Origin of the sequence: Petrimonas mucosa, assembly GCF_900095795.1 — a bacterium.
Lineage (GTDB): Bacteria > Bacteroidota > Bacteroidia > Bacteroidales > Dysgonomonadaceae > Petrimonas > Petrimonas mucosa.
The window spans coordinates 2,122,428-2,144,576 of record NZ_LT608328.1 but is presented as its reverse complement, the minus strand read 5'-3'; the positions used below and the strand labels follow the sequence as shown (position 1 = coordinate 2,144,576).

Genomic DNA, 22,149 nt, shown 5'->3' with positions numbered 1-22,149 from the left:
TTATGGGTTTGTTGTGGTTGCTACCTGCCGATCTTCAAGCGAAACCAGCATCTCGCATTTTCGGCAATCGAACGTAAGTTTCAGCCGGTTCTGCCGGGTTACCAGGTAGTAGGGCTCGCGGAAACCTGACCTCTCTTTTGTTTCGCGAGGACACCAGCCCATCGCGTACTTGATGCAATGTCTGGTGAACATGAGTGGAACGTTTTTCTGCTGAACTTGTTCAAAGGCGGGCTGAAAAACATCACTCCGGTGTTGTATGTAAAAAGAGCGGCTCTTTGAGTTGGAGACGTTGCCCAGGTATGTCACGCTTTTTTCAGGAAAGGGCTCTGTAGTTGGTCGGAGGGGACTGAGCCGCTGCCTGTAGTTGATCTTCCTGGCCGACAGCAATCCTGCAACCAGTCTCTTTCGCCATTCTCCCAGCAACGACGAGGGGATGAACCACTCTTCCGAAAATTGGATCTTCACGTTTTTGATGGCGAACAGGGTCTCTCCGGTTTTGGAGAGCTGGATGCGGATGTTCTCCTGTTGCGGTTTCGTTGCGGCCACTTTTTCAAATGGCACCGAACATGTATAGGAACAGTGCTCCTCATCCGAGATTTGCAATGCAAATCCGAACGAGATCTCCCGGAGAATAATCTCTGCCCCGATCTTCCTGGTGGCCGTTTTCTGGCTTAAGAGGCTTTCGAATTGGTGATCGTAGTTCCGGTATATTTTTGTGCCGATGGAGAGTTCCGGCATCACGGCCGGAAATATTCTCCTGCCTTCCGATCGGTTTACACGAAAGCCGTTCAGGCCATTTTTGTCCAGATAGCACAATCCGTCGCCGTTATGGATCAGGGGTGCTCTCTTCAATGAGAAACAGTTCCGGTTATGAGACTCCACCTCTCCTAAAAACTCACCGATCGATTTTGGGGAGTCGGGCGAACCGATGTCGCGCTGCCTGCCGTTGAGAAAATAGGAGGTGAAACCCCGGTTGAAACTTTTCGACAGATTGGGCGTGAAGCGGATCTCGCTGCTGCCCGATGAGGCCCGTACATATTCCGGCCGCCTGCTGAAGATGGTGTCGAGTCGCTGTCGGTAGGCAGCCACCACATTCTTGACATAGACAACATCCTTCAGTCTTCCCTCAATTTTGAGCGACGAAACTCCGGCATCCAGCAACTGTTCCAGGTTGTCGTAACGATTAAGATCTTTCAGGGAGAGCAGGTGTCTATTTTTCTGGATGATGCGTCCGTCGGCATCCTGCAGATCGAAAGGGAGACGGCAGATCTGGGCACACTCCCCCCGGTTTGCACTACGGCCAGTAATGGCGTGGCTGATGTAGCATTGACCGCTGTAGGAGACACATAACGCACCGTGTACAAACGCCTCGAGCACCACTTCGGTTTCTGCCGAGATCGTGGCAATCTCCGCCAGTGATAGCTCCCGGGCAAGTACCACCTGCGTGAATCCGGCCTTCTCCAGAAACTTCACCTTCTCAACCGTACGGTTGTCGGTCTGGGTACTGGCGTGGAGTGGAATTGGGGGCAGGTCGAGCTGCAGGATACCCATGTCCTGTATGATCAGGGCATCGGTATTGATGCGATAGAGTTCCCGGATCACTCTCTCCACCTGCGGGAGCTCATGTTCGTAAATGATGGTGTTCAGTGCAGCATATACGCGGGCATTGTAACCGTGGGCAAACTCCACCAGCTCGGCAATCTCCCCGACGCTGTTTCCTGCCGCCATCCGTGCACTGAAACCGGCAACGCCGATATAGACCGCATCGGCACCATGCAGAATGGCCTCCTTCCCAATCTCCTTATTCTTGGCCGGAGCCAGCAACTCTATGGCACGTGGTCTCATCATTCCCTGCATCCGGATGGAACTAGGATAGCTCACCCAGCTCGCTTATCTTTTCAAGTTCGAACGGAGTTTCCTGATATACAAAGTAGTTCAGCCAATTTATAAACAAAAGATTTGCGTGGCTTCTCCAGCGGACTACCGGCTCTTTCTCCGGGTCGTTGTCTTGATAGTAGTTCTTGGGAAGTTCCACCGATTCAAGTCCCTTCTGCTTGTCGCGGAGATATTCGTTATGAAGCGTGAGCGGGGAGTATTCGGAGTGGCCGGTAACATAGAACTCGCGGCCGCCGCGTGAAGCTACAATGTAGACTCCAGCCTCTTCCGACTGGGAGAGGATGGTCAACTCCGGTTGCCGGGATATCTCTTCGGCAGAAACCGTTGTGTGGCGGCTGTGTGGAGCATAAAACTGGTCGTCGAACCCACGGAAAAGCGGAAACGACTTGTCGTTTACGGTGTGTGAAAATACGCCAAACATCTTTTTCTCCAGCGGATACTTCTGGATGCCGTAGAAATGGTGCATGGCTGCCTGGCCGGCCCAGCAGATGTAGAAGGTGGAGGTGACATGCTTGCGTGCCCAATCGAAAATCCCGGTCAGCTCTTTCCAGTAACGGACCTCTTCAAACGGCAACAGCTCCACCGGAGCCCCGGTAACGATAAAACCGTCGTAAAAACACTCCTCCACCTCCTCAAACGTCTTGTAGAATGTTTTCAGGTGTTCGATGGGGGTGTTCTTGGGGGTGTGGGACTTCAATCCCAGGAACTCTATCTCGATCTGCAACGGTGAATTGGACAGGAGTCTGACCAGATCGGTCTCGGTGGTTATCTTGAGCGGCATGAGGTTGAGGATCAGTATCCTCAACGGTCGGATATCCTGTGTGGAGGCACGCAGGTCGCTCATCACAAAAATATGCTCTTTCCGCAGGATCTCAATTGCAGGGAGATTATCTGGTAAATTTACGGGCATATAACTTATCTGCTCTTATCGTTTTGCTATTTTTTTCTTACACTCCATCCGAATTTTCCGATATGCTCGCCCAAGCCGTAATAGTTGCCGTGCGAGTAGGCCAGGAGTCTCGCCTTTTCCATGTCGAATTTTCCGGTTTCGGCATCAAAGTATCTGTCGTCAGCCTGTACGTTGACTACATCGGCAATAAACATGTCGTGCGAACCGAGTGCGATGATCTCCTTTACGCGGCACTCGATGGAGAGCGGAGACTCATCGATGATGGGGGCACTTACCGCCACAGCTTTGCCTGGCGTCAATCCCATCTCCTGGAACTTGTTGTAATCCTTTCCCGAGCGTACTCCGCACCAGTCGGTGGCACGGGCAAGCGCTTCGGTGGTGAGGTTGATCACAAACTCCATGTTCCGTCTGATGATTTCGTAGGAGTGCCGTTCGGGCCGGACAGAGATGTAACAGATTGGCGGATTGGTACAAAGTGTACCGAGCCAGCTAACTGTGATTATATTGTACTCTTCGGGATGGCTGCCGCAGGATATCATCGCTGCGGGAAGGGGATAGATCAGCGTTCCCGGTTTCCAGTTATGTTTCATTCTACTTGCCTCTTGCGAAGGATTGAGTTACTTCAGTTCGATCTCCTCTTTCGTGATCTTCAGCTCGCAGTAGTGGCACTGCAGCACCACACGCTCCTTGTCCACCACTTCGAAACGGGTTTTCATCGGTTCGTTGTTTGTGATGCATTTCGGATTGTTGCATCTTACAATCTCGATGATCTCGTCGGGAAGAGTCACCTTCTTCTTCTCGATAACTTCATAATCCCGGATAATGTTCAGATTGACGTTCGGTGCAATCAGTGCGATGCGGTTTATCTCATCCTCCCTGAAAAACTTATCGGAAACCTTGATGATTCCCTTGACTCCCATCTTGTTGCTTTTCAAGTTGTTGCCGATGGTGATCCGGTTCCCCAGCTTTTGCAGCTGGAGCAGGGTCACCACCTTGAACAGCTCTTCGGTGGGGATATGGTCGATTGCCGTTCCGTTTTTTAGCGCTGCTACTTGTAATTCTTTTCCCATCTTCTTAACCTGTTTATACTTCGGGTAACACTCACTCCATTGGAATGTCCAGTAAGTCGCAGATGATCGCCTGACGTGTATAGACACCATTTTCGGCCTGCTGAAAATAGTATGCCTTGGGATTGTCGTCAACGTCCTGGCTGATCTCTTTCACACGGGGAAGTGGATGGAGCACCTTCAGGTTCTCCTTTGATCCGTTCAGCATCTCATTGTGCAGAACGTAGATGTTTTTTACCTTCTCGTACTCCATCAGGTCGGTAAACCGCTCACGTTGCACCCTGGTCATGTAGAGGATATCGGCAGAATTGACCGCTTCTGGCGAAAATTCGGTGAACTCCCTGTAGGGGATCTTCAGCTTGTCGCAGAAGGTTTTATATTTATCCGGAATCTTCAACTCGTCTGGCGCCACAAAATTGAACGAGGGGTTGAAGTGCGACAGCCCCTGGATCAGCGAGTGAACGGCACGACCATATTTCAGGTCGCCTACTATAGTGACGGTGAGGTTTTCCATTCTCCCTTGCGTCTCGTAGATGGTGAAGAGGTCGAGCATGGTCTGCGTAGGGTGCTGGTTGGAGCCGTCGCCGGCATTGATGATCGGCACCGGTGATACTTCCGACGCATAGCGGGCCGACCCCTCCAGGTGGTGCCGCATGATGATAAGATCGGCATAGTTGCCCACCATCATGATGGTATCTTTCAGCGACTCCCCTTTGGTTGAGCTGCTGGTGGACGCATCTGAAAACCCGACAATCCTTCCCCTGAGGCGGTTTACAGCCGTCTCGAAACTTAAACGTGTACGAGTGGAAGGTTCGAAGAATAGCGTGGCGCACACCCTCCCTTTTAATAGATCGCGGTTGGGTCTTGCCTTGAACGTTGCAGCTGCTTTCAGTATTCTCAGAATATCCTCCTTGCTGTAGTCGCTGATGGAGACTAAACTCTTGGTTTTCATAAGCGTGCGGATTTATATCATAATTCCAGATCCACGTCGAACAGTTCATGCCAGGGCAATCCCTGCTTGTTGAGCTGTTCCATGAACGGATCGGGATCAAACTCCTCCACGTTGAAGACGCCTGGCTTTTTCCAGATTCCCTGCATGAACATCATTGCACCGATGGTTGCCGGAACACCTGTGGTGTAGCTTACACCCTGGGCGCCTGTCTCTTCATAGGCGGCCTGGTGGCTGCAGTTGTTGTAGATGTAGTAGGTCCGCTCCTTGCCATCCTTGATTCCGCGGATGCGGCAGCCGATGGATGTCTCGCCGGTATAGTTCTCTCCCAGTTCACCCGGATCGGGGAGGACCGCCTTGAGAAACTGGATCGGCACGATCTTCTGTCCGTTATACTCCACTTCGTCGATACGTGCCATCCCGATATTCTGGATTACACGCAGGTGGGTCAGGTACTCCTGGCCGAAGGTCATCCAGAAACGGGCACGTTTGAGGGTGGGGAAGTTCTTGACAAGCGATTCCAGCTCCTCGTGATAGATGAGGTAGGACTCCTTGGGCCCGATATTGGGGTAGGTGAGCGGCTTGTGGATTTCGTGCGGCTCGGTTTCAACCCATTGACCGTTTTCCCAGTATTTCCCTTTCTGGGTCACCTCACGGATGTTTATTTCGGGGTTGAAGTTGGTGGCGAAAGCTTTGCCATGGTCGCCCGCGTTGCAGTCCACTATATCGAGGTAGTGGATCTCGTCGAAGTGATGCTTGGCGGCGTATGCAGTAAAAATGCTGGTTACGCCCGGATCAAATCCGCAACCGAGAATGGCTGTCAGCCCAGCTTCGCGGAATCTCTCCTGATAGGCCCACTGCCATTTATATTCGAACTTGGCTTCATCCTTGGGTTCATAGTTGGCCGTGTCCAGATAGTTGACGCCGCATGCCAGGCAGGCGTCCATGATGGTCAGGTCCTGGTAGGGCAGCGCTACGTTTATAACCAGTTCCGGCTTGAACATGTTGAAGAGTGCTGTCAGTTCCGGCACGTTGTCGGCATCCACCTGAGCTGTCCTGATCGTAACGCCCGTCCTCCGTTTAACATCTTCAGCAATGGCATCACACTTGCTCTTTGTGCGGCTTGCCAGCATAATATCCGTGAAAATCCGGCTGTTCTGGGCTACCTTGTTTGCAACAACAGTGCCTACGCCGCCTGCACCGATAATCAATACTTTTCCCATTTTTACTTTTTTTAGATTAGTTTCGTCGGATCTGAAAATGCCGGTGCTATGTAACCTGGCGCCTCTTCTCCGCTAACGACGACACAAATATACGTCATATTTCGCTAAATACAGCCTCTTTTTCATAGGTATTTAAGCTTCATTTAGAGTTTTAAAGGGTTGTCTATACCAATAATGTTTACCTTTGTATTTCAGAAACGGAAAGACTAAAAGAGCGTTATGATACAAGACGAAATGGAACAATTGAAAGACAACGTAGCCAGTGACAGGGTAGAGAGTTTTTCGCAGCAAGTAACGAACCTGATCAGCGGTTGGTCGAAGGATTTTCTTCACGGTACAGGCGTCCCGGACACCTACATTGGGGTTATCAACTCTATCTTCCTGTCTGTCATTCTCGTTGTACTCGTGTATGTGATGCAAACGATGTTGCGCAAGCTTATTACGGTTATTCTCAACAAAGCCGTAAAAATAAACCGTCTGACCATCAGCCGCCACTTGATAAACAACAAGTTCCCGAAGTACTTGGCGATGATCATCCCCATCAGCATAATCAAAGGAGCTATTCCAATTATCTTTAACGATTTTCCTGTTGCGATGAGGCTTTCGCTCAAAGTGTTCGACCTGTTTTTTGTCTTTTATTTCATGTGGTTGAGCGTGTCGGTTATTAATGCGTTCACAGACACCCTTAAAACAAAAGACAACTTTAAGGATAAACCGGTGGAAAGTTTCGGACAACTCATCCGGATATTTGTCTACGCCATTGGCGCCATCGTCATTATATCTCTTTTTATCGGAAAAACCCCAACCACTATCCTGGCTGGCCTGGGTGCGGCATCAGCCATATTACTGTTGATTTTTAAGGATACCATTCTGGGCCTTGTGGCGAGTATCCAGGTGTCTTCCAACGACATGGTCCGCATCGGTGACTGGATAACCATGCCCAAGTACGGTGTGGACGGCGACGTGATCAAAATAAACCTTACAACCGTTAAGATCCTGAACTTCGATAAAACCATCACCACTATTCCTCCATACTCTCTAGTTACGGAGGCATTTCAAAACTGGCGCGGGATGACTGAAGCGGGTGGCCGGCGTATCAAGAGAGCCATAAACATAAAACAATCCACCATCCATTATGTAAACGAGGAGGAGCTGGAGCATTTCAGAAAAATACAACTTCTTTCAGGCTATATCGATGAGCGAAAACAAATTATCGATTCGTTCAACGACGCAACGGGTGCTGACAGAAGCCTTCCCCTGAACGGTCGGAATTTTACCAACATGGGCCTTTTTAGAAAATACGTGGAGTTGTATCTGAAAAACCATCCCCAGGTACATCAGGAACTCTTGCTTTTGGTACGCCAGCTGGCTCCTACCGCCCAGGGACTGCCGCTGGAACTTTATCTTTTTACGGCGACTACCAGCTGGACGGAATATGAGAACATCATGTCGGATATTTTCGATCACGTAACGGCGGCTGTCCCCTATTTCGGTCTGGAAATTTTTGAGGATGTATCCAATCCCTTACGGATGTGTTCTGCAAAAACGGATACGGAAAAGATGCCGGTACCGGTAAAAAAGTAGATGAAAGCCAATAATGGGACAAATAAACAGGGGTTAACTTTGCAATGTTTTGTACATTTGCATCTCAATATTCAGGAACAATATGCGAAGTTTTGGAAGTGACAACAATTCAGGCGTGCATCCCCGCGTGATGGAGGCAATAGTGGGCGCCAACAGCGGTCATGCAGTGGGTTATGGCGACGATGCATGGACCCGTGAGGCAGAGGATGCCGTACGGGAACTTGTGGGTAGAGAGGATATCGACCCCTTTTTCGTCTTTAACGGAACGGGTGCAAATGTGATTGCGTTACAGGCATGCACATTGCCGTTCCACCATGTCATCTGCGCTGCAACCGCACATATTGCGGTGGATGAGTGTGGCGCTCCTGTCAAGTTGACCGGATGCGCGTTGAAGGAGATTGTTGTGGCTGACGGGAAGCTTACCCCTGAAGCGGTGCGGCCACTGCTGCACGGTTTCGGTGTCGAGCACCATTCCCAGCCGAAGGTGATCGCCATTTCACAGACCACCGAGATGGGAACGGCATATACCCCACAGGAGATAAGAGCGTTGGCCGATCTGGCTCACGAACACGGCATGTACCTATTTGTCGACGGGACACGCATGGCCAATGCCGCTGCGTTTCTGAATGTCACGGTCAAAGAGATGACGGTCGACTGTGGAGTCGATATCTTTACATTTGGAGGTACGAAAAACGGGTTGATGATAGGCGAAGTGCTGGTCCCTTTACGCAAGGAGCTGGCCGAAAATATCCGTTACTACCGCAAGCAGACTACACAACTTTACTCCAAGATGCGCTATCTTGCGGCGCAGTTCATCCCGTACATCCGGGAGGGAATCTGGCTGGAGAACGCGACAAAATCGAATGCTGCGGCACAAAAACTGGCGGCCGGGATGCGAAAGGCCGGAGTTGAACTGACACAGGACGTTCAATCGAATGCCGTTTTTTTCACGCTTATGGAAGAAGAAACAACGTTGCTTCGTGAGCGTTATTTCTTTTACGACTGGGATGGAGAACGGAACGAAAGACGCCTCGTCTGTTCGTGGGATACCACGGAGGAAGATATTGCGGGCTTTATTTCCTACTTGAGAACCGTTGTTAAATAATTATATATTTCGAACGATTATAAATTCGAAACAATAAAATCATAAAATTGTAAATTGAATATGTTTGACTTTCTGGATGTTTATCCCTGGCTTTTGCCGGTTATGATATTTTTCGGGCGTATTTTTGATGTGTCGCTCGGTACGTTACGCATCATTTTTGTCTCGAAAGGTGAAAGATACATAGCCCCTGTCATCGGTTTTTTCGAGGTATTTATCTGGGTGGTCATCATATCACAGATTCTTATCCGGGCCAACGACCTGGTTGCCTACCTGTCGTATGCCGCAGGATACGCCTCCGGCAATTATGTCGGCATTCTTCTCGAACAGCGAATCGCATACGGAATCATACTGTGCCGCATTTACACGCAGAAAAACGGCATGGAGCTGGTGCAAATCCTTAATAAGATGAATTTCGGGGCAACGATGACACACGGTAAAGGGTCGACCAATGAAGTGGATATTATCGAAACGGTTATCGATCGCAACCAGATGAGGAATCTCGAGGCGACGCTGACCGGCTTCGATGCCAATATTTTCTATGTGATCGAGGATGTGCGTACGAAACAGAATGGCATTTTTGCCAAAAGAAAAAATATCCTCACCCGCTGGCGGGTAGGGAAGTAAGGCCTAATGCTTGTCTGTCAGCATATTCACCGATCCGCTCCATGAGCATCCCAGGCAGTAGAGACGGGAGGTGTCGAATCCCTCCAGCGACGCATCCTGGTGGATGGGGCGGATTGTCTTGTCATCCGTAACGGTTACCACCAACCGTTCGCCGGCTGCATTCACTATATAGAAGCGTCGGATTTTGCATTGGGGACAGAGAAGGTTCTTCATAATAATAGCTGTTTTGCTTCCTGCCAGATGGCTTCCATCTCTCCCAGGGTCATCTCTTTCAGCGAGCGCCCCTGCTCCTTTACCTTCTGTTCCATGTAGTTGAAACGGTTGATAAACTTCTGGTTGGTCCGTTCCAGTGCGTTGTCGGGATTCACCTTATAGAGCCGTGCGGCATTGATGATGCTGAAAAGGACATCCCCGAACTCTGCTTCGGTCTTCTCCGCGTCGAGATGTTCAATTTCGGTCTCCAGTTCTGCAATCTCCTCCTTTACCTTGTCCCACACGTCGTGTCGTTTGTTCCAGTCGAAACCTGAGTTCCTGGCCTTGTCCTGAATCCGGTAAGCTTTTACAAGCGAAGGGAGCGATGTCGGAACACCTGCCAGTACAGTACCGTTACCATCCTTCTCTTTCAGCTTGATCTGTTCCCACGATTTTTCGACCATGCCGGCAGAATCGGCATCTGCATCTCCAAATACGTGTGGATGCCGGAAGATGAGCTTGTCGCAGATGGCGTTGCAGACATCTGCAATGTCAAACGCCTGCTTCTCTTCGCCAATCTTGGCATAAAAGACCACATGGAGGAGCAGGTCGCCAAGCTCCTTTTTTATCTCCGGATCGCTGTTGTTGATGATCGCTTCAGCGAGTTCGTAGGTCTCTTCTATGGTGTTGGCACGAAGGCTTTCGTTGGTCTGCGCGTTGTCCCACGGACACTTTTCGCGCAGTTCGTCCATAATATCCAGCAATCGTCCGAATGCCTCCAGTTTTTGTTGCCGTGTCTTCATAGGCTATTTTTTGAAATTTTTCAGTCCAGTCTCGAGGAAGTTCACATAGCTGGCGATATTTTCATCGTAAGCGTGTGCCGGAGCGACCGGTTTTCCGGAATGGTCCAGGATGACATAGTAGGGTTGCGATTGTGCGCCGAACTTGTGACGCTGCAGGTAGCTCCATTTGTCGCCAACCGTTTTCAGCTTGACTCGCTTTCCATTCTCATCCACTTCAACCACTTGGGGCAGTTTGGCCCGTTCGTCCACCATCAGCAAGATGTAGACAAATTCATTGTCGATCAGTCCCTTTACCTTTTCATCCACCAGAACGGTGGCATCCATCTTGTGACAATTCACGCAACCGTGACCGCCAAAGGTGATCAGTGCCGGTTTTCCGGTCTGTGCGGCGACAGCCATACCGGTCTCATAATCGGTGTAAACCGTGTTGAGCGACACTTCGTTCAGCCGGAAGTCCTGTGTGGACAATGGTGGCAGGATGGAGCTGACCGGCTTCAGGGGAGCACCCCACAGTCCGGGAAGCAGATAAAGGGCAAATGCAAGGGAGAAGATGGAGAGCAACAACCGGGGAACGGTGATATGGGCGATATCGCTGTCGCCATGGAACTTCACCTTCCCGAGCAGGTACAAACCGAGGATGGTGAAGAGCACAATCCAGATAACCAGGAAGATGTCGCGGGTGAGGATGCCCCATCCGTTGGAGAGATCGGCTACCGATAGAAACTTCATCGAGACGGCCAGCACGATAAATCCAAGTACCACCTTGACCGAGTTGAGCCAGCTTCCCGATTTGGGCAGGGTTTTCAACCAGGAGGGGAAGATGGCGAACAGTGTAAACGGTATCGAGAGTGCAATGGCAAAACCGAACATTCCTACGGCAGGGGAGAGATAACTGCCCTGGGTAGCCGCCTCTACCAGCAGCCATCCGATGATGGGACCGGTGCAGGAGAAGGAGACCAGTGCCAGGGTGAAAGCCATGAAAAAGAGGCTGATCAGTCCCGAGGTGCTGTCTACCTTGTTGTCCATCTTGTTTGTCCATGATGCCGGAAGCACCAGTTCGAATGCACCCAGGAAGGAGATGGCAAAGAGAAAGAGCAATGAAAAGAAGATGAGATTGAATACCGCACTCGTCGCCAGGTTGTTCAGGGCACTTGCCCCGAAGATGGCAGTGATAACGAGACCCAACGCAACGTATATAAAGATGATGGAGGCTCCGTAGATGGCTGCATCTGCAACCGCCTTTTTGCGGACTTTTTTGTTCCTGTTGAGAAAGAAGCTGACGGTGATGGGAATCATCGGCCAAACGCAGGGGGTAAGCAGTGCGGCAAAACCCCACAGCAACCCTTTCAGGAAAATGCTCCAAAGCGACGACTTGTCGCCGTGGCTACTACCCAGTACTTTCAGCTCCTCGATAACCGGGGTCCAGAGCTGCTCCTTGTCCACCTCTACAGGCATGGCAGCAGGCGAATAGTCGACAGAGGTGTCGGTCGGCTCTGCCGGAGTGATTACACTTGCCGCAGCCGGGGCAACCGCAGTGACCGTGGCGGGCAGATCGGCCGGTCCGAACGAAAACTCGTTGGGTATCGGTGGTGTACAGCTCCTGTCGTCGCAAGCCTGTGCCCGCACATCGCCTGCAATGCGAAAACTCTCTTTATCGATCACCCTTAATCGCTGGATGAATCTGGCCGAATTGTCGAAGGTGCCGATATTCATCTCAAAAACCGGGTCATATTTTACGGTAGCCTGTTTGCCGGTGGCTTGAAAATCGCCAATGGTCTCGGCTCCATTTATTTCGTCGAAACTTATCGAGGTGGGGTAGGGCCCGTTGTCGGGAAGTGCCGAGTCGTACATATGCCAACCTTGCTGGATGGTTGCATCGGCTACCAGTTCAACTTCGCCGTTTCCTCTGTCCTGCAGGCTGAACTTCCAGCTGATAACCTCTTGCGGAAAAGCCTGAGATAACACAAAGAGCAAAAATAATGAAGTAATTGTTCTTTTGAAATTCATTATCCGGTGGTTTTACGGTTTAACGCACAAAGATAGTAAAAGTTGAATAAACATCTTACGGATAGCGGGGTTATAAATCGAAAAAATGAGTTATAAACTCCCGAACCATCTCTTTTTGAACCAAAAGGCTACGTTGACCAATGCAATCATTACCGGAACTTCCACCAAAGGGCCTATAACCGCAGCAAAAGCTTCACCCGAATGGATGCCGAATACAGCAATGGCCACCGCAATAGCCAGTTCAAAATTATTGCTTGCTGCCGTGAACGAAAGGGTGGTGGACTGCTCGTAATTTGCTCCCGCTCTCTTGCTCATGTAGAAAGAAACCACAAACATGATCACGAAGTACAGTATCAGGGGAATGGCAATACGGACCACATCCAGCGGCAGTTTTACGATGTACTCGCCTTTCAGTGAAAACATGACAAAAATAGTGAATAACAATGCGATAAGCGTAAACGGACTGATTTTAGGAACAATTTTCCGGTTATACCAGTTCTCGTCCTTTACCTTAAGGCTGATATAGCGGGTAAGAAACCCTGCCAGCATGGGGATTCCCAAATAGATAAGGACGCTTTTTGCAATTTCCGCCATCGTTATGTTGGCTACCGAGTCGTTGGTGGGTAACCCAAACCATCCGGGCAGGACGGCTATGAAAAAATAGGCGTATAACGAAAAGAAAAGGATTTGGAACAGTGAGTTGAAAGCCACCAATCCGGCGGCATACTGACGGTCACCGTGAGCCAGGTCGTTCCATACGATCACCATGGCAATGCATCGGGCCAACCCGATGAGGATAAGACCGTACATATAATCGACATTGAACTGCAAAAACAAAATGGCCAGAAAGAACATCAGGACGGGACCGATGATCCAGTTCTGGACAAGCGATAAACCTAAAATCCGGGTGTTTTTGAAAACATCCCCCAGTTCTTCGTATTTTACTTTTGCCAAAGGTGGATACATCATGATAATCAGTCCGATGGCGATGGGGATATGGGTCGTGCCGACGGATAACGAATCCCAAAAACTGGCGATGGAGGGGAACAGCCATCCCGATAACACTCCGGAGAGCATCGCCATAAAGATCCAGAGCGTAAGGTAGCGGTCGAGTATTTTTAGTTTTGCTTTCATGCTTTACAATTGAGCTTTGATTTCTTCATCGTAGAGTTTTCTGAATGCTTCCTTTATCTCATGGCGAACACGGCGAAACTCGCTTTCTATAAATTCGGGTGTGCCGACGGCGTGGCTCGGATCGTCAAAGCCGATATGCAGCCTTTTCTTTACTTTTCCGGTAAATGCCGGACACACTTCGTTAGCGCCGCCACAAACGGTAATTACATAATCCCACGCATCGTTGAGGTATTTGCCTACCGGGTCGGATGTGTGGTGGCTGATGTCGATACCCACTTCCGCCATCGCTTTCACCGCACCGGGATTTAATTTCCCCGATGCCTCTGTTCCTGCGGAACAAACCGCGATATCCGGATTGAACGATTGCAGGAAACCGTGAGCCATCTGACTGCGGCAACTGTTCCCTGTACAAAGAATTAATATTTTCATACTGATTTGATTTTTAAAATGTTATTAATGTCTTTTAAACTGTGAATTTGAATATATAAGGACTTCCATTGTCAAAATTTTTCATGTAATTATAACGACTTATAGCCGGATACGGTAATGCTGAAAATTCCTGTTTCTCCTTTTTTGAAATCGTTGATTTCTTCCTCAGACATATATTTCGAAAGAACTTTATAGGGAATTGGTATTGGCTTCAACTTGTGAATTGCTACGTTCTCAAAACCGTTGTCGTGGATGATATTGATATATTGATCCCGCGTAATGGCACCCGAAACACATCCTACATACATTTCTGCATCAGAGCGCAGGGTTTCAGGCAACTCACCTTTGGTCACTACATCGGAAACACAAAAATGTCCTCCGGGTTTCAGTACGCGAATCATTTCAGCAAATGCTTTGTGCTTATTGGGCACCAGATTTAGAACGCAGTTCGATACAATCACATCAAAATCGTTGTCAGAAAAAGGCATTTCTTCGATGTCGCCTTGCACAAATTCCACATTCATGAATCCGAGTTTCCGATTGTTTTCAATAGCTTTGGCAACCATCATGTCCGTGAAATCCAGACCCACGATTTTGCCTGTTTCTCCCACAATGGCGCGGGCTACAAAGCAATCGTTTCCGGCACCGCTTCCCAAGTCGAGCACACAGTCGCCAGTTTTCAGATTGGCAAACTGAGTAGGGAGTCCGCACCCCAAGCCCAAATCTGCATCGGGATTATAGCCTTCTACGGTGTTGTAGTCATCTCCAATCATGCTGAATTCAATTTTCTCACAACAACCCGAAGTTCCGCAACAGGATGATTTAATCTTATCATTTGACAAGCTTTGTTTGGCTATTGAACCATATTTTTCCTTTACAACCACTTTTAAATCTTTAGCATTCATATTTCAAATGGGCGTCGATTCCTACGTAAATATTTTGCCCTTTGAAATCTAATTTGTTACTTTGTCCTCTGTTCATAAGCTATATTGTTTAAGTTAAGATTGTTATCTCTCAAAAACAAAGTTAACTAAAATGATATAGCTTTTTTACTGGACTACCTATCCGTCTTTTACAATTTCAAACATAGGAACTAATTTGATTTTAGCTTTGCTTAATTATAAACTTCCAAAAATTAATCCGGATAGGGTTGACAAAATAATGACTAACGCAGCATAGACAACTGTTTTCTGTGTTCCAATAATTCCACGGATAACCAATAAATTTGGCAAAGACATCGATGGCCCTGAAAGTAACAGTGCCAATGCCGGACCTTTCCCCATTCCCGAGGCGATTAATCCCTGAATAATTGGAACTTCTGTAAGTGTGGCAAAATACATAAACGCACCCACAACGGAGGAAAGAAAATTCGATTTGAATGAGTTTCCGCCCACAGCCCAGGCAATCCATTCGTTCGGAATTATTCCGGGAATAGCCACATTATCGTGCGTGGAACCCAGCAAAAATCCGGCAATGACCACGCCTATTGCCAATAAGGGAACAATTTGTTTCGTAAACTCCCACGATGAAAGAATCCACTTCTTGTTTTCTTCGTCGTCCGATTTGTCCGTTAATCCAAGGAATGCGACGGCAGCAATTCCTATTACCATTGAAATGACTGGATTCCTGAAAATAAATGTACTTACGGCTGTAACCACTACGGCAGCAACTACTTTCCATGTTTTCATTTTCAGAATGAAAATCAGGGCTGTAGCCAGTACCAGACTAAAAACTCCGGTAATGTACCACTTGTTTTCCCATATAAAATGCCAAAAGCTGTTTGTGTCGTCTGATGTGGGTTTTCCCCAATTGGCAAAAACCAAAATCAGTACCAGTGTGAAAAAGAAAATAGATGTTTGCCACAACGGTCGTTTTTCGGGTTCAGGAATAATGTTCATCTGTTCATCGGCCCGTACTTTTTCCTCTTTTCGGTAAATGAACGCCATAATCAACCCGATGATAATGCTGAACGAAACGGCTCCAATAACGCGTGCTGCTCCCAATTCCCAACCTAAAATCCGGGCGGTAAGAATTATAGCAAGAATGTTAATGGCAGGACCTGAATATAAAAAAGCGATAGCGGGTCCTAATCCGGCACCACGTTTATGAATACTCGAAAACAAGGGTAAAATCGTGCAGGAACAAACCGCCAGAACAGTTCCCGAAACAGCAGCCACCGTATAGGCAACCCATTTTTTTGCTTTTGCTCCAAAATATCTGATAACGGAGCCTTGACTGATAAAAACCGAAATAACTCCCGCTATTAAAAAAGCGGGTAATAAACAAAGTACCACGTGCTCCCGGGCGTACCATTTCGATAAATCGAAAGTGGCATCCATGGCCGTGTTGAACACGTTGCTGTGAATAGGCAAGAAATATATCGCCAAGAACACAACAACAAAAGTGACAAGTATCTTAAATTCTTTTCTGATTTCCATTTTCTAAAAATAAAAGCTGTACGTGTAATAAATTCCTATAATGATAAAGATTAAGGCAATGGCTTTACTAAACCATTTTTCGAATTTCTGAACGCTGTTGTAAAACCGCCCAACTTCGGCAAAACTGAAAGCCAGTAGCCACGCCACGATAATTACAGGCAATGCTGTTGCTATAGCAAATACAACTGGGAAAAAATATCCTCCTGCTTCCATTGCCGACATCGGCATAAGCATTCCGAAGTAGAATATTCCGCTTGTCGGACAAAATGCCAAGGCGAAAAGTACACCCAGCCAAAGTGCACCCCAACCACCTTTTTTTCTGATTTTTTCAGAGTTTTTCCCACTGAACCCGAATTTGGGCAAATTCAGCTTATGTCCGTACAACATGAACAGCCCGATAATAATTAATAGTGGGCCGATAATGACACCGCCGAATTTCGCAATGAACTTTTGAATTCCGTAAAGGCTTGAACCTTGTTTGAGGATGAAAATCAGAATGATGCCTAATGCCGTGTATGAAACTATTCTGCCCAATGTGTACAGTAACCCGTTTCTGAAAATTCTTTTTTTATCTTCAATGTCTTTACTTATGTAGCCAATAGCGGTAATGTTGGTAGCCAGCGGACAAGGACTGATTGCGGTAAGCAACCCGAGAATGAATGCCGTAATAAACGGAATGTTACTGCTTTCGAGTAAGTTTTGAAGAAACTGCTCCATATAAGGATTAATTGGCCAAAAATTCGTTTATTTTTTCGCTTAATCCCCTTTTGAAGGCATCGGGATTGTTGCGGGCATTGGTAAAAGCAAACTCTGTGAGATTGTTTACTGATTCCTGATCTTTTTTCCAGTCGTTGACAAAAAGCGATGACCACGCCACTTCGTACCTGTCGGCGATGGCCTTATTTTCCGGCTCGGAGATATCCACTATTTTGAATATCAATTTTTTGCTGTTAATGGCGTCAGCGAAACTGCTTTCGATCAGACTTTTGGTTTCTGCTTCGATGGCCTGACAGGTTGGACAACGCTGTGTGCCGTGAAAATAAATTACCTCCACCACGTCGCCCGATGGAGCAAATTCATCTGTGGATTGATTGGTAGTTTGTTCCGCTTTTTTATTTTGATTACAACTTATCGTGAATAGTCCGATAAGGCAGACAAAGATTAACTGTTTCATTGCGCTACTTTTTCAATAGATTTTTTACTTGTTCGAGTGATAATTTTTTTCCTGACGATACCACTTTTTCGTTGATAACCAATGCCGGAACGGAGAACACATTGTACTGCATAATTTTTACCATGTCCTCTTCTTTTACCACATTAGCCTCAATACCAAGTTCAATTACCGCTTGTTTTGTAGTTTCGTACAGTGTTTTGCAACTTGGACATCCTGTTCCTAAAATTTTAATTTCCATAATTTCTGTATTTTATTGATTTTATTGTTTATAGTTCGTCAAACAACGAACATTGTTTGTAAAAAATTTTTAGCAATTATTTTTGATTTCCGATGCGAAAAAGTTTCCAAACAGGTTGCGGGCAATTTCCCAGTTCTCTTTGTTGATGCAATACTTCACTTTGGGAGTTTCAATTTCACCCTGAATAAGCCCGGCGTTTTTCAACTCTTTCAGGTGTTGCGATACGGTTGCCTTGGCATTGGGAAACACATCGTGGATATCGCCGAAATAACACGACTCCTGCGACAGCAAAAACTGGATGATCGCCACCCGGGTAGGATGTCCCAGCGCTTTAGCGAATGCTGCAATTTGTTTGTCTGTTGCTTGTTGGGCACTCTCTTTTTTCTTAACCATAGCAATTTGTTGTTTGCAAAAGTACGAACAAAATGTATATTTGCAAATTTTTTTTAAAAAAAAGAGGCTGTTTTAAAACACCAACCTCCAGAGAGATGAATATTTGGATATTTGTTCTCAGATAGGTTTCCTTATAAAAAATGAGGGTGAAATCACATTGTGATACACCCTCGTATAAGTTTTCCGGTAACGAAAATCACATAAAGACCAATACGCGCTTTTCCAACGGTTCGTGCGTTTTTTCACCCGGTTCCGCTAAGGGAGTGCCAAAAGGCATTTGTGCGACAAGTTTCCAGTCTTGGCTAATACCCCATTCTTTTTGGATGCCTTCGTCGATAAGCGGGTTATAATGTTGCAGCGATGCGCCAAACCCTTCGTTCTCCAACGCCATCCAAACCAGTATTTGGTTTATGGCAGTAGAATGCTCGCTCCATTGCGCAAACTTTTCGCTGTATGAGGGCATGTTACCTTGTAAGCCTTTTACCACCGACATGTCTTCGAAAAAAAGTACCGTACCGTACCCTGCAAGAAAAGAGCCGTTCACTTTTTCTTCGGTTTTTTTCCATGCCTCCTCCGAATGGCTTATTTTTTTTAACTCAGCTTTGGTGAGTTCCCATAATTTTTTATGATTTTCACCCAGAAGTAATACCATCCTAGCCGATTGCGAATTGAAAGGCGATGGGGCCCAATAGGCTACGTATTCGATGATTTTCTGTATTTCTTCATCTGAAACCGGTGATTCATTGCTCAATTGATAATAGGTCCTTCTATCTTGGATTGAATCTTGCAAACTTTTATTTTTCATATTTCAATTTTATGTTGTATCTATATAACAAAACACTGTTGTCCGATAAAACTTTTTTCTGAAGAAGTACGAGGGCAAATCTGAGTTTGCCCATCGTACTAATAATTGTAGCTTTGTATTTAGCACAAAACAAGACTACAATGAACAAAAGTACTTATTTTTTCGGACAATCGGTTTTCGGACAGCTCATATCTATGATAGATTCAGGAATCATCGCTCGAAACAGCAAACGCCACAAGGCTGATCATTACGTGAAACGTTTCATGGCCAAGGATCACCTCATAAGCATGTTATTTTGTGTTTTCGCCAAATGCTCCTCCCTGCGAGAGGTGGCGGGCGCAATGCTCGGTCTTTCAGGCAAGACCAGGCATTTCCAACTCGGCCACATACCCTACAGGAGCACATTGTCGGACGCCAACAAGCGCCGGAGTGTTGATTTCTTCTCGGGCGTGTATCACGATTTGCTCCGCGAGTATCAACACGTGATCTCGGACACCCGGTTCAAGGCCGTGTTGAACAAGCAGGTCGAGATCTTCGACAGCACGGTCATCAGCTTGTTTCAGGACATCCTGAAGTGCGTCGGCAGAACACCCTCTAACGGTAAACGCAAAGGGGGGATCAAGGTGCACACCGTCATCAATGTGGACGAGCCCGTTCCCAAGATGGTATGGTTCACGCCCGCCGCCACGCACGACCACGCGCTGTTGAAGAAACTCAGCCCCGACGACAACACCATTTACGTCTTCGACAAGGGATACAACGACTACAAGGCCTTCAAGCTGTTCGGCAAGAAGGGGGCCGGCTTCGTCACCCGCATCAAGGACGACGCCGTTTACAAGGTGGAACAAGAGCTTCACGTTGAAGAATGCATTCATAGCGGCGTGCTGGAGGACACCATCATAGAGGTGACCGTCAAGGAGGACGATGGGCAGGGCAAGCTGATGTTGCGCAAGGTGGTGTTCTACGACAGGGTGTTGAAACGCAAGTTCGAGTTCCTCACCAACCTGTTCGACCTTCGTCCCGACATGATAGCCGCCCTTTACAAGATTAGATGGCAAATTGAATTGCTGTTCAGGCAGTTAAAAGGTAACTTCCCCTTGAAGTACTTCCTCGGGGACAACGAGAACGCGATAAAAACACAGATATATTGCGCCTTGATCGTGAACCTCTTGCTCACGGTTGTTCAAAAGCGGTTGAAACGGCGCTGGGCATTCTCGAACCTGGTATCATTTTGCAGGATACACCTGTTCAATTACTTGCATTTGATGAGATTTTTAGAAAATCCGGAACGAGACTGGCAACGGGATGACAAGAATTTAGGGATGCTCACCCTTTTCAGGGGGGCTTACTTTTGAGAATAATAGAAAACTAAAAAAACATGTCTGATAATATGACGGTTGGAAGTCAAGCAAAATTAAAATCAGTTTTTATCGGACGGCAATGATAACAAAAATAGTATAAAAATGTTTTTCGTATAGATTTAATCTATACTATGAGGTGATAAAAAAGTTTTCAACACACTTTGTTGATAAACTCATTATAATAAAAACGTCAAAAATTGGGATGTTTGGAATTTACGGGATAACTTTGAACTCCTAATTTGGATACGGTCGGTTAGATATGGAAAAACAGAAGCGACAAAGAAATAGTAAAATCATCGAGAAAACGGTTATCGTTCCCGAAATCGGGAAGTTGCCACCACAGGCTCCGGAACTGGAAGAGGCGGTTTTGGGTGCGTTGATGCTTGAAAAGGACGCCTATTCGGTGGTGAGCGATATCCTGAAACCGGAAAGCTTTTACAACCCTGTTCACAAGGTGATATTTGGAGCCATCCAGAGCCTGGCGATTCAGCAGAAGCCGGTCGACGTGCTCACAGTGGTGGAGGAACTGAAGCGACGGGGCGAACTGCAGGCGGCAGGCGGTGCAGTCTATATTGCCGAACTCTCGGAGAAGGTGGCTTCGGCAGCACATATCGAATATCACTCCCGGATCATTGCCCAGAAATACCTGGCCCGCGAACTGATTGCATTCTCATCCGAAGTGACGCAACAGGCTTTCGACGAGACCATCGATGTGGACGACCTGATGCAGGAGACCGAAGGGCGTCTCTTCGAGATTTCGCAGCGAAACGTGAAAAAGGATGTGATCCAGATCAATCCCGTCATCAAGGAGGCGATGAAGATCATCCAGCTTGCTGCAAACCGGAAAGACGGGATGAGCGGTATTCCAACCGGATTCCATCAGCTGGACAAGATGACCATGGGTTGGCAGAACTCCGATCTTATTATCATTGCAGCCCGCCCCGCCATGGGAAAGACAGCCTTCGTACTCTCCATGGCAAAAAATATTGCCATCAATTTTCAACAGCCTGTCGGTATCTTCTCGCTCGAAATGTCCAACGTTCAGCTGGTAAACCGTTTGATCGTGAATGTTTGCCAGATCAAGGGCGAAAGCATCAAGAGCGGCCGGTTGACGCAAGACGAATGGGACAGGCTCGATATAAAGATCAAGGAGCTTTACGACGCCCCCATTTATATCGACGATACTCCCAGTCTCTCGGTCTTTGAGTTGCGAACCAAGGCCCGCCGACTGGTGCGTGAGCATGACGTGAAGCTGCTGATCATCGACTATTTGCAGTTGATGAACGCCAGCGGCATGAATTTCGGCAGCCGTGAACAGGAGGTGAGCATGATATCCCGGTCGCTGAAAGGGTTAGCAAAAGAGCTGAATATCCCTATCATTGCGTTGTCGCAGTTGAACCGTGGGGTGGAGACCCGTCAGGGTAACGAAGGGAAACGGCCACAGCTTGCCGACCTGCGCGAATCGGGAGCAATCGAGCAGGATGCCGACCTGGTCTGCTTTATTCACCGCCCTGAATATTACCGTATTACTGAGGATGATAACGGGAACTCCCTTATCGGTATGGCCGAGATTATTGTGGCCAAGCACCGTAACGGACCCACCGGTATTGCAACCATGCGTTTCGATAATGAGTATGCCCGGTTCGAGAACCTGGACGAACACAATACCAGCCGGAAGCAACCCAACTATATCGAACGGACCTCGAAGATGAACTCGAGGTCGGTTTCCAAGGGAGGAGATTCACTTCCGGAAATGACCTCCACCAACTTCATGACCGAAAACGGAAAAGAGGAACTGCCATTCTAAAACAGAACAC

At 47.6% G+C, this 22,149-nt stretch carries 23 protein-coding genes; 5 read left to right on the top strand and 18 right to left on the bottom strand.

Features of this window, described 5'->3' with window-relative positions; all coding sequences use genetic code 11:
• Genes ING2E5A_RS08665 through ING2E5A_RS08640 form a run of 6 tightly spaced genes read right to left on the bottom strand, consistent with a single transcriptional unit; the run spans position 1 to position 6,045 of the window.
• Complete coding sequence (locus tag ING2E5A_RS08665) at positions 1 to 1,848, bottom strand: peptidase U32 family protein (RefSeq protein WP_071138287.1); 1,848 nt, start codon at positions 1,846 to 1,848, stop codon at positions 1 to 3.
• A 19-nt stretch (positions 1,849 to 1,867) separates the two neighbouring features.
• Positions 1,868 to 2,806 (bottom strand): homoserine O-acetyltransferase MetA, encoded by a 939-nt coding sequence (gene metA, locus ING2E5A_RS08660; protein ID WP_071137063.1) that lies wholly within the window; start codon positions 2,804 to 2,806, stop codon positions 1,868 to 1,870.
• 26 nt (positions 2,807 to 2,832) lie between these two features.
• Positions 2,833 to 3,396, bottom strand: a complete 564-nt coding sequence (locus tag ING2E5A_RS08655) for a flavin reductase family protein (RefSeq protein ID WP_071137062.1) — start codon at positions 3,394 to 3,396, stop codon at positions 2,833 to 2,835.
• A 27-nt stretch (positions 3,397 to 3,423) separates the two neighbouring features.
• Entirely contained in the window at positions 3,424 to 3,876 is a 453-nt protein-coding gene (pyrI, locus tag ING2E5A_RS08650; RefSeq protein ID WP_071137061.1) for an aspartate carbamoyltransferase regulatory subunit, read from the bottom strand.
• 31 nt (positions 3,877 to 3,907) lie between these two features.
• The gene (pyrB, locus tag ING2E5A_RS08645) at positions 3,908 to 4,825 is read right to left on the bottom strand and encodes an aspartate carbamoyltransferase (protein WP_071137060.1); all 918 of its coding nucleotides are present in this window, start codon (positions 4,823 to 4,825) and stop codon (positions 3,908 to 3,910) included.
• Between the two features lie 17 nt (positions 4,826 to 4,842).
• A complete protein-coding gene (locus tag ING2E5A_RS08640) occupies positions 4,843 to 6,045 on the bottom strand; it encodes a saccharopine dehydrogenase family protein (protein WP_071137059.1) in 1,203 nt (400 codons plus the stop codon).
• Between the two features lie 219 nt (positions 6,046 to 6,264).
• Between ING2E5A_RS08640 and ING2E5A_RS08635 the strand changes: the two genes are divergently transcribed.
• The 3 genes from ING2E5A_RS08635 to ING2E5A_RS08625 all read left to right on the top strand — a co-directional run bounded on the left by ING2E5A_RS08635 (position 6,265) and on the right by ING2E5A_RS08625 (position 9,358).
• Positions 6,265 to 7,629: a mechanosensitive ion channel family protein gene (locus ING2E5A_RS08635; RefSeq protein ID WP_231960363.1), complete on the top strand. Its 1,365-nt coding sequence runs from the start codon at positions 6,265 to 6,267 to the stop codon at positions 7,627 to 7,629.
• Between the two features lie 82 nt (positions 7,630 to 7,711).
• Positions 7,712 to 8,734, top strand: a complete 1,023-nt coding sequence (locus ING2E5A_RS08630) for a threonine aldolase family protein (RefSeq protein ID WP_071137058.1) — start codon at positions 7,712 to 7,714, stop codon at positions 8,732 to 8,734.
• 60 nt (positions 8,735 to 8,794) lie between these two features.
• Complete coding sequence (locus ING2E5A_RS08625; protein ID WP_071137057.1) at positions 8,795 to 9,358, top strand: DUF2179 domain-containing protein; 564 nt, start codon at positions 8,795 to 8,797, stop codon at positions 9,356 to 9,358.
• 3 nt (positions 9,359 to 9,361) lie between these two features.
• Here the strand turns inward: ING2E5A_RS08625 and ING2E5A_RS08620 are convergent, their stop codons facing one another.
• The 12 genes from ING2E5A_RS08620 to ING2E5A_RS08565 form a co-directional block, all read right to left on the bottom strand.
• Entirely contained in the window at positions 9,362 to 9,571 is a 210-nt protein-coding gene (locus ING2E5A_RS08620; protein WP_071137056.1) for a hypothetical protein, read from the bottom strand.
• Complete coding sequence (mazG, locus tag ING2E5A_RS08615) at positions 9,568 to 10,353, bottom strand: nucleoside triphosphate pyrophosphohydrolase (protein ID WP_071137055.1); 786 nt, start codon at positions 10,351 to 10,353, stop codon at positions 9,568 to 9,570. The genes ING2E5A_RS08620 and mazG overlap by 4 nt, the downstream gene beginning before the upstream one ends.
• A gap of 3 nt (positions 10,354 to 10,356) precedes the next feature.
• Positions 10,357 to 12,360 (bottom strand): protein-disulfide reductase DsbD family protein, encoded by a 2,004-nt coding sequence (locus ING2E5A_RS08610; protein WP_071137054.1) that lies wholly within the window; start codon positions 12,358 to 12,360, stop codon positions 10,357 to 10,359.
• A gap of 90 nt (positions 12,361 to 12,450) precedes the next feature.
• On the bottom strand, positions 12,451 to 13,494 hold the full coding sequence (gene arsB / locus ING2E5A_RS08605; protein ID WP_071137053.1) for an ACR3 family arsenite efflux transporter: 1,044 nt from the start codon (positions 13,492 to 13,494) through the stop codon (positions 12,451 to 12,453).
• Positions 13,495 to 13,497: 3 nt separating this feature from the next.
• The gene (locus tag ING2E5A_RS08600; RefSeq protein WP_071137052.1) at positions 13,498 to 13,923 is read right to left on the bottom strand and encodes an arsenate reductase ArsC; all 426 of its coding nucleotides are present in this window, start codon (positions 13,921 to 13,923) and stop codon (positions 13,498 to 13,500) included.
• Between the two features lie 89 nt (positions 13,924 to 14,012).
• Positions 14,013 to 14,828, bottom strand: a complete 816-nt coding sequence (gene arsM, locus ING2E5A_RS08595; protein ID WP_071137051.1) for an arsenite methyltransferase — start codon at positions 14,826 to 14,828, stop codon at positions 14,013 to 14,015.
• 213 nt (positions 14,829 to 15,041) lie between these two features.
• A complete protein-coding gene (locus tag ING2E5A_RS08590; RefSeq protein ID WP_071137050.1) occupies positions 15,042 to 16,361 on the bottom strand; it encodes a permease in 1,320 nt (439 codons plus the stop codon).
• Between the two features lie 3 nt (positions 16,362 to 16,364).
• Entirely contained in the window at positions 16,365 to 17,078 is a 714-nt protein-coding gene (locus ING2E5A_RS08585) for an aromatic aminobenezylarsenical efflux permease ArsG family transporter (RefSeq protein WP_071137049.1), read from the bottom strand.
• Positions 17,079 to 17,085: 7 nt separating this feature from the next.
• Positions 17,086 to 17,535, bottom strand: a complete 450-nt coding sequence (locus ING2E5A_RS08580; protein WP_071137048.1) for a nitrophenyl compound nitroreductase subunit ArsF family protein — start codon at positions 17,533 to 17,535, stop codon at positions 17,086 to 17,088.
• Between the two features lie 4 nt (positions 17,536 to 17,539).
• Entirely contained in the window at positions 17,540 to 17,773 is a 234-nt protein-coding gene (locus tag ING2E5A_RS08575) for a thioredoxin family protein (protein WP_071137047.1), read from the bottom strand.
• Positions 17,774 to 17,842: 69 nt separating this feature from the next.
• Positions 17,843 to 18,166 carry an ArsR/SmtB family transcription factor gene (locus ING2E5A_RS08570; RefSeq protein ID WP_071137046.1) on the bottom strand — a complete coding sequence of 108 codons (324 nt, stop codon included), beginning with the start codon at positions 18,164 to 18,166 and terminating at the stop codon, positions 17,843 to 17,845.
• A 196-nt stretch (positions 18,167 to 18,362) separates the two neighbouring features.
• Positions 18,363 to 18,971 carry a nitroreductase family protein gene (locus ING2E5A_RS08565; RefSeq protein WP_071137045.1) on the bottom strand — a complete coding sequence of 203 codons (609 nt, stop codon included), beginning with the start codon at positions 18,969 to 18,971 and terminating at the stop codon, positions 18,363 to 18,365.
• Between the two features lie 140 nt (positions 18,972 to 19,111).
• Here ING2E5A_RS08565 and ING2E5A_RS08560 point away from each other — a divergent pair, with 140 nt between their 5' ends.
• Both ING2E5A_RS08560 and dnaB read left to right on the top strand, forming a co-directional pair.
• Positions 19,112 to 20,326: an IS4 family transposase gene (locus ING2E5A_RS08560; protein WP_071137044.1), complete on the top strand. Its 1,215-nt coding sequence runs from the start codon at positions 19,112 to 19,114 to the stop codon at positions 20,324 to 20,326.
• A 265-nt stretch (positions 20,327 to 20,591) separates the two neighbouring features.
• The gene (dnaB, locus tag ING2E5A_RS08555) at positions 20,592 to 22,139 is read left to right on the top strand and encodes a replicative DNA helicase (protein WP_071137043.1); all 1,548 of its coding nucleotides are present in this window, start codon (positions 20,592 to 20,594) and stop codon (positions 22,137 to 22,139) included.
• Positions 22,140 to 22,149: the final 10 nt, after the last annotated feature.